Consider the following 11,621-nt stretch of genomic DNA (forward strand, 5'->3'; position numbering starts at 1 on the left):
AAAAACAAACATAACCCCTCTATCATCAATAATTTCGTTAGGTGTCAATGCAATAGATTGTCACATAATTTATGAATTATGAGATCATTATTTTAATTTAACGATATTTACTAAAAAATAATAATAATAATGCACTAAATTACCAAACAATAAATATTATTCATCTTGTTAATGTTCTTTTAACGGGTCTTCTGGCCACGAATGCTTTGGGTAACGCCCCCTCATATCCCGCCTCATATCGGCCCAAGCCCCGCCCCAAAAACCAGCCAAATCGCCTGTAATTGCTTGCGTTCGGCCTGCGGGGGACAGTAATGCGCATTGCAATTTGATACGACCGCCCAACAAAACCGGTAGCGCCGCCGTTCCGTAAAATGCCTGCGCCCTTGCGGAAACAGTCGGATTCGGAACCGTGTAGTCAATGTCGTATGTACTGGATTTCAACACTAGGCGTGGTGGCAAAACCTGATCCAACCACTGCACCGCATGATAAGGTATCAGCGCCCTCAAGATGGAAAGAACATCAATCTCCTTCACTTGAGATAACCTGTCCATTCCTGCCAAATAAGGCTCCAACCACCCTAAATCAGCATGCAACGCGTCATCAGACAGGTCCGGTAAGTTCTCAATACCGCTTTCTTGAGCATACGCGCTTGCTAAGGCCACCCGGGCCTGCAATTGCCGTACAGCGTCTGACCATTTTAAAACCCGCATCGGGTCTTCGGCAACCTGCCTCAATAGTAACTGCTGCATCTCATCAGGCGTGACCTCGGTACTCCGATCCTGCAACACCAAAGCACCAAGACGCAAACGACGGCGTGCAATGACTTTTCCCGAAACGCCATCCAAACTCGTCTCAACCTGCTCGACCGCCCGGTCCAAAAGCGACTGCGGAAGATCCAACGCATCGAGAGGGGCAGCCAGCGTTATTTCTGTAGCCGTACGTGTATGAAATGCCGCTGCCGCTAGAAGTTTTTCTTTTGCTAAATCATCCGATACTGACAGGCGAGCACTCCCCCCTCCTGCCAAACGAAAACGCCCCAAAGCGCCCGCAGCCTGCGCCACACGGTCCGGAAAACCTGCCGCGATTAGAGCGCCCGCATGATGGCCATTCGGGGCGGCGCGCTCATCGCGTTCACCGAGACGGCGCAGAAAGCGCCGTGCTGACTCACGAATCAAACGAACGCCAAAACCAAGTCCTCGCTCCCCATTTGCCGGATCTAAAAGCGCTAGCCGTGCCCGGATGTCTACACCTGCCTGACGTGCACCGGATGGCAAAGGACTATTGGGGCGAGGTCTTAATGGGTCGCGCTCTTCGAGCAGCGCCGCCAGATATGCCGCCGTTACACGTTCTTCATGGTTCCGAGCAGCGCACAAGATAGCTGCCAAACGCGGATGCGTTCCCAAGGCAGCCATCCGTGTCCCAAGTGCAGTGATGCAGCCTGACACGTCAACGGCACCTAAATCACGCAACAAAGCCATAGCTGATGCCAAAACGCCCGCCGGCGGAGCGTTCAACAAAGGTAAAGCCTCAACTGGTGTACCCATTGCCTCGTGCCACGCAGCACCCACCAAGGCAAAATCCGTTAAATCTGCCACTAAAATTTCGGGCGTATCTTGTGGCCGCAAGCCCCGCTGTGTGGCTTCTGACCACAAACGTATAACAACGCCCGGGGCCTGCCGCCCGGCACGACCAGCTCTTTGAGTGGCCGTAGCCCGGGAAATACGGAGCGTCTCTAAACGAGACAGGCCTGTATTGGGGTCAAGGCGCGGAGCCCGCCTTACACCCCCATCAATGACAATACGAACCCCTGCGACTGTTACCGATGTCTCGGCAATGGACGTTGCCAAAACCACCCGTCGTTGGGAAGATGGCGCCAAAGCCAGATCCTGCTCAGCGGTCTCTTGCTCGCCATGTAAGGGGAATACGTTAACCCCTTCGAGTAAGGCCTGAGTTTTGCGTATCTCCGCAACGCCCGGCAGAAAAGCAAGAATATCTCCCTCTTCCTCAGACAAAGCGCGCTTTACTGCCAATGCGCACGCTTCTGGCAGTTCGCGAAAATGCGTCAAATCGCGCGTGTGATGTATTTCTATAGGGTGCTGTCGTCCCTCGCTTTCGACCAACTCTGCCGAAAGGAGATCCGTAAAAGCGCGGCCATCGGGCGTTGCGGACATAGCCACAAGCCGCAATTCAGGGCGCATATTGCGCTGAATATCCAAGCAAAAACCAAGAGCGGCGTCCAAATCCAAAGAGCGCTCATGCACTTCGTCGAACAGTACCGCACCGACCCCCTCAAGCAGAGGGTCCCCCAAAAGGCGGCGTAACAACAAGCCTTCCGTTACGACTTCAATCCGCGTCTGGCTCGACACGACGGTTTCCGTACGGGTACGGAAACCAACGATCCCCCCAACTTTCTCATTCAGAGACGATGCCATGCGATATGCAGCATTACGCACCGCAACGCGACGCGGCTCAACCAGAAGGATTTTCTGGCCCGACAGCCACGCAGCTTCACTTAAAACGAGCGGTGTTACAGTCGTTTTTCCGGCCCCGGGCGGGGCAACAAGAACAACGTTTTTGCCCTCCTCCAGCAAAGCTGTAAGCGCAGGAAGAGCCTCTGAGATTGGAAGGTCAGGGTAAAACGACACGCAAAATTACGTTATTTGAGAGCAAAACCCAAGCGGTTCAGCACAGAGCGCATCACATGCCGCCCGCCCAGACCCTGCTTGGTTTCAACGCGATCAGACGCTGTGACAGACCAAAGACGTGACGGTAAACCCTGCTCCTGCTGGTAGTCATTCGCACGTTTATCATAGGCTGCAACCGCGTCAGCATCGTGCGCATCGTAACGCTCACGGTGCACAACTGCATCTTGCCCTAATCTGGGCTTGAAGCCATTTTGGTGTGCGGGATCCGGCAGGCCGACGCACATGCCAACCACCGCCACACTGCGCGGCGGTAAACCTAAAAGCGCCGCCACTTCTTCAGGGTGATTCCGCAGGCCACCAATATAGACTGTGCCAAGGCCCATCGACTCATACGCAACAACAGCGTTTTGCGCTGCAATACCCGTATCGAGCGTAGACATCAAAAAAGCTTCTTCGTAATCCAAAGCTTCCGCGGTTAGGCCGCGTGCCTGCGCTATGCGCTCCAAACGCGACAAGTCTACAACCCAAACCAGAAAAACAGGAGCCACAGCAATGTGCTTTTGACCGCCTGACAATTCCGCCAGTTTGGCGCGTGTCTCGGCACCTTCGACGGCCACTACTGACCATGTCTGCAAGTTGCTAGACGTTGCGGCGGACGATGCAGCAGCAATACCCATTTCCAGAGCCCCCTCTGGCAATGGGTCTGGAAGATAGTTTCGTACCGAATGATGAGACATCAGAGCACGCAAAACGGCGTTGTCGGGCAAAGCTACCGGCGGTTCTTGCCGGTAACGCGTCTGCCAAAGCGCTTTTACATCAGCTACCATTTCACGCACTCCAAACTCTAGATGATCAATCGTCGTAGGAGATGAGAGAATTGACCGGGACGTCCAACTTGTCACGTCCTTTTAAAGCCGTCAGTTCGATCAGAACGCTTGCCCCTACAACTTCCGCGCCCGCTTTACGCAGCAGCTCAACAGACGCTGCCAGCGTACCGCCCGTTGCCAACAAATCGTCCAACACGACCACACGTTGGCCTGGGATGATTGCATCTTTTTGGATATGGAGTTCGTCCTCGCCGTATTCGAGGCCATATTTCAGCGAGATTGTCTCACCCGGCAGTTTGCCCGGCTTACGCAGCATCGTAAAACCAGTGCCTAAGCGCTGAGCAATCGGCGCAGCAGTCAAAAAGCCACGGCTTTCAATTCCCGCCAAAAGGTCCGGCTTCCATGTACCAATCAAACGCGCGAGGCGGCCTGTAGCCACCTGCCATGCTTCAGCAGACCGGATAAGCGTTGAAATATCGTAAAAAAGAATACCAGGCTTCGGGAAATCCGGAATTTCACGAATGTATTTTTTCAAATCAAGCGGAGCTGGCTCTTGGAACGACATGGACGGACCTTTCTTTTTTCGGCCGCAGACCACCCTAAACATCGCCCAAGCGATATCTCAAGCGACCGCCCACGGGCCTCGTTTTGGAAAATCGGCTTACTGCTCTAGGGGACGCGCCCCGTGAACTCAAGTGCGAAGTGGCACTTAAGGAGAAATCATCCCCTGCGCACGGCCAATCGCATCCAATAAAGCTGCTTTGCGGAAAGGCTTCGGCAAACAGATGACGCCCTCCGCTTCCTCTGCCAACTCTTCATAATCCCCGGACATAACAACCGTCGCCAATGCTGGATTTTGCCCTCTCAGATTTCGCGCCAGTTCTTCACCCGTCTCACCGCCACCTAAATTCCGGTCTGCGACGATAAGAGAAATGACCTCCCCCTGCTCAAGAACTTCGGTGAAACGCAAGCGGGCCTCTTCAGCAGACCCAGCCTGCAGCACCGTCCATCCTTCGCGTTGCAAAATGGTATTGACCACAAATGCGATGGACGGGTCGTCCTCCACAAGGCACGCAAACCGAGTTCTACTCATCTTTTAAGACCTTGTTGCAGCGCTACGACTCTTAGCCGCCAGAATGACTGCCAAAGCATACGCACCAAGCAAAAACAACGAAAGTGACACCGCAACCCTATGCGCGCACAATCCAAACAGCGCCGACGCTAACGCACCAAAAACATACTGGATTGTGCCCGCCAGCGCCGCCGCAGAACCCGCCTGCCCTTCCTGTGCGGAGAGCGCAGACGCCATCGCATTTGGTCCGGCAATACCCGTAGGTGCCAAACTCAGGAACACGGCAATAATCATTGGCACCAACAACACTTCGGGATACGCGCCGGCACTGCCATTATATTCGGCCAGAAGACCAATCCCGAGAGAGGCAACACTGCCGATTAATGCGCAAACCAACGCCCATAGCATCAGGCTGGCACCGTTAACCCGCCCCACCAACACGCCATTAATAGCCGAAGCCCCGATAGACCCGACAGCAAAGACACCAAACAACATACCGTAATGCGCCGGATTCATACCGAACCGTCCCTCAAACAGCTCCGGTGCCGCGCTTAAATAGGTGAATGCCACAATACCTATGCAGCCCCAGATGAGAGCAGGCCCCGTAAAACTGGGGGAACGTAAAATGGCTCTATACCGCAAAAGCAGCAATGTAGGCCGTAAATCCCCCGCAACGACGGGGACAAAGTTTCTGGAAAACACAGAGCAACCAATATCGTACAGATCGCACCAAAAACGACCGTTGCCCAAAAAATAGCCCGCCAATCCACATAATGCAGCGCAATCCCGCCCAGCATTGGTGCCAGAATAGGTACAGCCCCCTGAATAACCGTCAGGCGTGACATTAACTTCGATGAGGCATCCCCCACCGTCAAATCACGAATGCACGCATTGGGTACAACCAACCCCGCTGACGCCATGATAGCGGCAAAAATTCGCCATACACACATCACCGTCATATCCGTGGAGAGTGCGCAGCCTATCTCACCAACAGTATAGCCTGCCATCCCCACTAAAAGGGGGAGTTTGCGCCCAAAACGGTCCGATAGAGGCCCCATGCTAATTTGGCCAATGGCAAGACCCAAAACCCATGCTGCCATGGTCAAACTGCCCGAACCGACAGCACCATGCAGATCACGCTCCATTTGCGGGACGGCAGGTAAGTAAATATCCGTCGAAACAGGGCCAACCGCTGTCAAAGCACCCAGCAATAAAGGAAGCCAAGCAGGAATTCTGTCGCCCCGCTCCAGCCTTTTGACGCGGCCAGCCATAGAGTTCTCCCCCGGTTTTACATTATGACAAACAAAACGGTACGCTGTTATCGCCCTCTAGGTTGCACCCGAACGGCCATATTTTGCCTAACGGTCAGCCTTATTTGCTGCATCGCCGTAGCGGAGCAAAAGCACTCCAAGAATGCCAGACACAACAAACAGCGCTCCTGCAAGTAACAGCTGCGTCCAATGTCCAAGCTGCGTTCCGCCCCCGATTAGCGCAAAAACAACCGTCTGAGGCAACCCACCCAAACCCGTCGCAATGACAAACGGAACAACCGGAACGTCAAATAATCCAGACGCCAAAGAAACCAACACAGCAGAACCAACGGGCATTAAGCGCAGCATTAAAACAGCCCCAAAAGGCTGCCTCTGCAAAATTCGCACCACCGTCACGTAGCGCTGGTCCAGTTTGGTGCGTAGCCCCTGACGCGCTTTAGATGGCGCCAATACTCGGGCCCAGCCGTAAGCCAAAAGAGCGCCACACACATAGGCTATCGAGGCCAGAATAACCCCGTTCAAAACACCAAAAGCCAGTCCTGCTGCCGCGCACAATGCCTGACGGGGCAAGCCCAGCGCGCTGTATGGAACAGCTAATAATAAAAACCACAACGTCACGTGCGGGGTTTCACGCCAATGCGGGGCATCAGCGAGCAACCGATGCACAATCGGTAGTTTCTGCAAAAGTGCCACCGCCACCAAAACCGCCGCAATGCTGAGTGTCAAACGCAAGATAAACGCAACAGACAGCTTAGGCCGCTCTGACGGCACATCTGTGCAGAGTGACGTATACGCCTCTGGGAAGGGTGGTTTTGAATCCATTAGCGCTCAATACCAGCCCTCAGCAGGATGACCAACCCTGCTGCGCTGTTCACTTCCCCTTGACCGCCCCTTGAAAGCGCTTGATCTCAGCAAATATCGGCGCTGTAAAACGAACATGAAAGCCCTGAAAGGTGCGACTCCCATGACCAAATCACTCTACGCCACCATGACCGCCCTCCCCGGCCACCGCGACAAACTTGCTGCCCTTTTAACGGACCTCGCAACGCATGTCCGTGGTGAGCCCGGTTGTGAACGCTTCGTAGTCTACACACTTGCAGACAAACCCGATCTTTTCCACGTAGAAGAAACCTACCGCGACGAGGCCGCTTTCAAGGTCCATATGGGCACCGAGCACGGAAAAACATTCAACAACGCGATAAAAGACATTGTTGAAGGCGGTGGCTCGACCGTCGTTTTCCTAGACCACGTCGCCTGATCGTACCGTGGCAAGCGCGGGTTACAACAACCCGCGCGCTTTAATCATCGCATACGCAGCCACGCTGACCATGCATTTCACATCTCCCCGCGCGATCATTGCCTCGAACTCCGCCAACGGTAAGTCATGCGTTGTTATGTCTTGCTCTGTCTCTTCAAGGTCAGCCTCTCCACGCGTTAAGTTGCGTGCCAGATAAACCTGACCTTTCTGGTTCGAGTAGCCCGCCCCTTGATACATAGTCCCGGCATGTATCATTTCACCGGCACGCAACCCTGTCTCTTCGCGCAATTCCCCGAGAGCTAACTCACACGGATCAACGTTCTCTTTGGTTTCCCAGCACCCCATGGGCAATTCCCACATGCGCTCGCCTACGGGATAACGAAATTGCTGGATCAGGGTCACTCTGCCATCCGTGTGCAAAGGCAAAATCACTACGAACTCTGAGCGCTCTACAACGCCATACAAACCCTGCTTTCCGTTCGGATGAATAATTACGTCCTCACGGACCGCCGTCCACGGGTTTTTATAGGCAACACGGCTCGAAACAGTTTGAAAACCCGCTGCCTTACGGCCCTTTTCAATCGTTTTATCAACACTCACAGCGCACCATCCCTGACCAAAATCCTCAGCCACCATGCGCTGCTTCTGGCCCGACGTCCACATTGCCGCAGCCCTCAAAATCCTTCACAACAAGACCATGTCTTTTCGTCGCATTGTGCATATCGACATGGACGCTTTTTTTGCATCCGTCGAACAGCGCGATTTTCCCGACCTCCGAAACAAACCCATCGCGGTCGGACGTGCCGAAACACGAGGTGTTGTCGCGGCTGCCAGCTATGAAGCACGACGCTTTGGCGTACGATCAGCCATGCCTTCCATCACCGCAAAGCGCCTCTGCCCGGAGCTTATTTTTGTACCACCGCGCTTTGATGTGTACCGCGCCATCTCAGCGCATATCCACAGCATTTTTACACGCTACACGCCTGTAGTTCAGCCCTTGGCACTTGATGAAGCCGCCTTGGACCTCACAGATCACCTTGCGCCCTTTGGCTCCGCCACGCGCATTGCAGAGCATATTCGTGCAGCCATCAACGCCGAAACAGGCCTGACCGCATCTGCTGGTATTTCCTACAATCGCTTTTTAGCAAAGCTGGCATCAGACCAGCGCAAACCCAATGGCATTTTCGTCATCCGCCCTAAAGACGGACCACATTTTGTAGCGGCACTCCCCATCGACCGTTTTCACGGAATTGGCCCTTCAACAGCTAAACGCATGAATGCTCTGGGCATTACAAATGGTGCGGAGCTCCGAAAAGCCGAACTCCATACGCTCATGCAGAATTTTGGAAAGACAGCCCTTTTTTACCACAATATCGCGCGCGGCATCGACGAACGCCCCGTCAATCCAAACCGTATCCGCAAGTCCCTTGGAACCGAACAAACCTATCTGGAAGATTTGATCAACTTGGAAAGCTGCACAGAGGCCCTTGAATTTTTAGCCAGAAAGCTATGGCTTCAGGCCGAAAGCAGGAACATCCAAGCTCGGACACTCACGCTCAAAATAAAATACGCCAATTTCCAACAAATTACACGCGCTCGCACCCTCTCGGAACCTTTCTCTTCAGCCGAAATGTGCCTTGATGCCGCGCTATCTCAGTTAAATCCGCTTTTTCCTTTGAAAACAGGCATACGCCTTTTGGGCTTAACGCTCTCAGGCTTTGCGGATAGTTCTTCACCGCAGCTGAACCTCAATTTCTCTTAAAAATAAGCAATAAAATTCTCATTCTCTTCGCTCACTTTCTGCAAGACGCGCGTTAGGTGTGTGTGGGGACACCATGTTTCCCCGTCAGACAAAGAACAGCCAAGGGTTGAACGCCATGATGAAAACCTTCCGCCTTCCTGCTCTGCTATCCGCAGGCGCTCTTGTCGCAACAATGAGCCTTGCTGCATGCGATGGTGGCAGCGCCGCATCCGGACAAGCCGGAGGACTACACAACGCATTTTCTTCCGCTGGTTCAGCCGCGTATCAATCCGCTGGCAACTCGCTGACAGGAAGCTTAGGTAACCTCGGCAATGGCCTCAGCCTTCCTAACCTCTCCGGCAGCTCCACATCCAACCTCACGGGCGTGCTTAAGTACTGCGTGACCAATAACCTGGCTTCTGGCAGCGCCTCTTCCCTGCTCTCCACTGCCACACAACATGCCGGCATCAGCAATTCACCGTCTTACGCGGCAGGGCAGCAGGGAATCCTGCAAACCGTTACGAACCAGTCCAACACGCAACAACAGTTCTCTCTCTCTTCTCTCTCTGAGCCAATGCGCCAAAAAGCATGCTCACTTATCCAAAATCGCCTGCAAAACCTTTTATAAAACGACTTCTGACCCTACATCAGCGCTGCGCACCCTCGCGTGGCGCTGAACTCTTATCGGCCATTCTTTTATCAGTCATCGCTAACTCCGCCGTGACGTCAGCGCAAAACTGTCTTAAGGCACAGTGGTCACAAGCGCTTCCCCAATGGGAAGCCGTCCAAACTTTAAAAACAGGGGAACAGAATTATGACTGCGGAAGATACCCAGGTGGCTTCACCGACTAAACGGGTTCTTGCCGTTGTCCTGTTCAACCTGCTCGTTTACATCGTCATCGGCCTGCCAAATGCTGTCCTGACCATTTTTGTCCAGAACAGCCTCGGCTTCAGTACGACCATCGCAGGCTTGGCCTTCTCCCTACAATACCTAGCGACATTTGCAGCACGTCCTTCAGCCGGGCGCTTAGTCGATAGTAAGGGCCCCAAGCCAGTCGTTGCCATTGGGCTTGCAGCGTGCCTGATCTCAGGCCTGTGCATGCTTGCAGCAGGGTTGCTCGTGCACCTCTCAGCACTCTCCCTCGCTATTATTTTCCTAAGCCGCCTTTTCTTGGGGTGGGCCGAAAGCTGGGCTGCAACTGGTGTTATCGTTTGGAACATACGCCGCGTTGGAGCTAAAAATACTTCCGTTGCCATTTCTTGGAACGGCATCTGCTCCTATGGCGGAATTGCGCTTGGCGCCCCTGTAGGCGCGGCACTTGGCCATTTGGCAGCCCCATTCGGGGACTTAACAGTGTCGGTGCTCTCTCAGCACTGCTCCCCCTTATCGGCCTTATCTTAATTGCGTTCTACACCGGCGTAAAACCGATACCTGCAACAGAAAAACCCCTGCCCTTCAAATCCGCCCTCCGACTTGTACTGCCCCACGGTATGGCACTTGCCATGGGTGGCATCGGTTTCGGTGCAATCTCCTCCTTCTTGGCACTGTATTATGAAGTGAACCACTGGGAAGGCGCAGGCCACACGCTCACCGTTTTTGGTGTTGTCTTTGTTGTTATCCGCTTCGTTTTTGCATCTCAAATTGGACGTCGGGGCGGCGCAAATGTCGCTATCGTCTCCCTTGCAGTCGAGGCCCTGGGGCTAGCCCTTCTTGCGCTGGTCCATACACCCATTGCGTCTATTTTGGGCGCAGCATTGACCGGTGCCGGATTCTCACTGCTCTTCCCTGCCATGGGCGTCTTGGCTGTTAACCGGGCCGGACCAGAGAACCGCGGCGCAGCTTTGGGCGCGTACTCTATCTTTATTGACCTTGCGATCGCCTGCTCTGGTCTGCTGCTGGGTCAAATCATCGAATACACAAACTACACGGTCATGTTCCTCACAGCCGCCGCTTGCAGCCTCGTGGGTATAGTCATCAGCCGCAGTTTAGGGCAACGTCGTCGTTAACCTCTTAACAATACATGGTTAATGACCCGAATTATGACTATCCACTCCTGCGCCGTCTTCTGTGGCTCACGTTTTGGGAATGATCCAGCCTACGCTGAAAGCATGGCACAACTTGGCCACGGCTTGGCACAAGCGAAAATTACCCTCGTCTATGGCGGAGGCCATGTCGGACTAATGGGGGCCGTGGCCGATAGCGCCCTCAAAGCCGGTGGCCGCGTCATAGGTATAATTCCAACATTTCTGCACCAACGCGAAGTTATGCACCAAGGCGTAACAGAGCTCGAAATCACCCCAGACATGCACACACGCAAAGCGCGCATGTTTGAACTGTCAGACTGCTTCGCGATCCTACCCGGCGGATTTGGTACTTTCGATGAAATGATGGAAATCGTCACGTGGCGCCAACTTAATCTTCATTCGAAACCAATCATCGTTTTGAATGTTAAAGGCTGGGCTAATTCTCTCATCCAAACCCTGGATGACGCTGTGGCCCAAGGTTTTGTAGAGCCAGAAACGCGGGGCTTTATCCAAGTCTGTTCCGATGTTGATGCGTTCTTTGCGCTGGTTCCGAGCCTCTAAACTATTTCAAAACTTCACGGCTGATCCATGCAGATTAAACGCCTGCGCGTAATTTTCTGCATGGAATAAGCAATATTTTGAAATATGTGTTCATAATACACACCCTTACAGAAAAAAAAACGTTTCTCCTGAAAAAACGCTTTTTGAGCTTATTAGTCTCTTGTCGAAACAAAACTGTATCGATACGAATAATTAAAAATAAGTTCAAACATGACAAATA

General features: G+C 53.3%; 12 protein-coding genes and 1 pseudogene. 5 read left to right on the forward strand and 8 right to left on the reverse strand.

The genetic code is table 11. The features are described from left to right. Positions 1-168: 168 nt before the first annotated feature. The 7 genes from hrpB to D5366_RS03765 form a co-directional block, all read right to left on the reverse strand. On the reverse strand, positions 169-2,646 hold the full coding sequence (gene hrpB, locus D5366_RS03740) for an ATP-dependent helicase HrpB (protein WP_141492351.1): 2,478 nt from the start codon (positions 2,644-2,646) through the stop codon (positions 169-171). An 11-nt stretch (positions 2,647-2,657) separates the two neighbouring features. After that, positions 2,658-3,473, reverse strand: coding sequence for a nitroreductase family protein (locus tag D5366_RS03745; protein WP_141492352.1), 816 nt, complete (start codon positions 3,471-3,473; stop codon positions 2,658-2,660). A 25-nt stretch (positions 3,474-3,498) separates the two neighbouring features. Continuing rightward, positions 3,499-4,038 (reverse strand): adenine phosphoribosyltransferase, encoded by a 540-nt coding sequence (locus tag D5366_RS03750; RefSeq protein WP_141492353.1) that lies wholly within the window; start codon positions 4,036-4,038, stop codon positions 3,499-3,501. Between the two features lie 144 nt (positions 4,039-4,182). Further along, on the reverse strand, positions 4,183-4,566 hold the full coding sequence (locus tag D5366_RS03755) for a response regulator (RefSeq protein ID WP_141492354.1): 384 nt from the start codon (positions 4,564-4,566) through the stop codon (positions 4,183-4,185). A gap of 3 nt (positions 4,567-4,569) precedes the next feature. Further along, entirely contained in the window at positions 4,570-5,061 is a 492-nt protein-coding gene (locus D5366_RS11950) for an MFS transporter (RefSeq protein ID WP_240775335.1), read from the reverse strand. A 59-nt stretch (positions 5,062-5,120) separates the two neighbouring features. Next, the gene (locus tag D5366_RS11955; protein WP_240775336.1) at positions 5,121-5,816 is read right to left on the reverse strand and encodes an MFS transporter; all 696 of its coding nucleotides are present in this window, start codon (positions 5,814-5,816) and stop codon (positions 5,121-5,123) included. A gap of 87 nt (positions 5,817-5,903) precedes the next feature. Beyond that, positions 5,904-6,638, reverse strand: coding sequence for a TVP38/TMEM64 family protein (locus D5366_RS03765; protein ID WP_141492355.1), 735 nt, complete (start codon positions 6,636-6,638; stop codon positions 5,904-5,906). Between the two features lie 142 nt (positions 6,639-6,780). Here D5366_RS03765 and D5366_RS03770 point away from each other — a divergent pair, with 142 nt between their 5' ends. Beyond that, entirely contained in the window at positions 6,781-7,074 is a 294-nt protein-coding gene (locus D5366_RS03770; protein WP_170211037.1) for a putative quinol monooxygenase, read from the forward strand. 21 nt (positions 7,075-7,095) lie between these two features. Here D5366_RS03770 and D5366_RS03775 read toward each other — a convergent pair whose 3' ends face one another. Further along, positions 7,096-7,710, reverse strand: a complete 615-nt coding sequence (locus tag D5366_RS03775) for an NUDIX domain-containing protein (RefSeq protein ID WP_141493805.1) — start codon at positions 7,708-7,710, stop codon at positions 7,096-7,098. 61 nt (positions 7,711-7,771) lie between these two features. Here D5366_RS03775 and dinB point away from each other — a divergent pair, with 61 nt between their 5' ends. The 4 genes and pseudogenes from dinB (at position 7,772) to D5366_RS03795 (ending at position 11,401) form a co-directional block, all read left to right on the forward strand. Next, positions 7,772-8,836: a DNA polymerase IV gene (gene dinB / locus D5366_RS03780; RefSeq protein ID WP_141492356.1), complete on the forward strand. Its 1,065-nt coding sequence runs from the start codon at positions 7,772-7,774 to the stop codon at positions 8,834-8,836. A gap of 115 nt (positions 8,837-8,951) precedes the next feature. Then, the gene (locus D5366_RS03785; RefSeq protein WP_240775337.1) at positions 8,952-9,443 is read left to right on the forward strand and encodes a DUF2501 domain-containing protein; all 492 of its coding nucleotides are present in this window, start codon (positions 8,952-8,954) and stop codon (positions 9,441-9,443) included. A 186-nt stretch (positions 9,444-9,629) separates the two neighbouring features. Then, positions 9,630-10,822, forward strand: a pseudogene (locus tag D5366_RS03790) (MFS transporter). 33 nt (positions 10,823-10,855) lie between these two features. Beyond that, positions 10,856-11,401 carry an LOG family protein gene (locus D5366_RS03795; protein WP_141492357.1) on the forward strand — a complete coding sequence of 182 codons (546 nt, stop codon included), beginning with the start codon at positions 10,856-10,858 and terminating at the stop codon, positions 11,399-11,401. The last annotated feature ends 220 nt before the right edge of the window (positions 11,402-11,621 follow it).

This window comes from Neokomagataea tanensis (assembly GCF_006542335.1).
Lineage (GTDB): Bacteria > Pseudomonadota > Alphaproteobacteria > Acetobacterales > Acetobacteraceae > Gluconobacter > Gluconobacter tanensis.

Coding starts and splice junctions, on each gene's coding strand:
- D5366_RS03745 (WP_141492352.1), bottom strand. CDS start 3,473: ATGGTAGCTGATGTAAAAGCGCTTTGGCAGACGCGTTACCGGCAAGAA.
- D5366_RS03750 (WP_141492353.1), bottom strand. CDS start 4,038: ATGTCGTTCCAAGAGCCAGCTCCGCTTGATTTGAAAAAATACATTCGT.
- D5366_RS03755 (WP_141492354.1), bottom strand. CDS start 4,566: ATGAGTAGAACTCGGTTTGCGTGCCTTGTGGAGGACGACCCGTCCATC.
- D5366_RS11950 (WP_240775335.1), bottom strand. CDS start 5,061: ATGAATCCGGCGCATTACGGTATGTTGTTTGGTGTCTTTGCTGTCGGG.
- D5366_RS11955 (WP_240775336.1), bottom strand. CDS start 5,816: ATGGCTGGCCGCGTCAAAAGGCTGGAGCGGGGCGACAGAATTCCTGCT.
- D5366_RS03765 (WP_141492355.1), bottom strand. CDS start 6,638: ATGGATTCAAAACCACCCTTCCCAGAGGCGTATACGTCACTCTGCACA.
- D5366_RS03770 (WP_170211037.1), top strand. CDS start 6,781: ATGACCAAATCACTCTACGCCACCATGACCGCCCTCCCCGGCCACCGC.
- D5366_RS03775 (WP_141493805.1), bottom strand. CDS start 7,710: ATGGTGGCTGAGGATTTTGGTCAGGGATGGTGCGCTGTGAGTGTTGAT.
- dinB (WP_141492356.1), top strand. CDS start 7,772: ATGTCTTTTCGTCGCATTGTGCATATCGACATGGACGCTTTTTTTGCA.
- D5366_RS03785 (WP_240775337.1), top strand. CDS start 8,952: ATGATGAAAACCTTCCGCCTTCCTGCTCTGCTATCCGCAGGCGCTCTT.
- D5366_RS03795 (WP_141492357.1), top strand. CDS start 10,856: ATGACTATCCACTCCTGCGCCGTCTTCTGTGGCTCACGTTTTGGGAAT.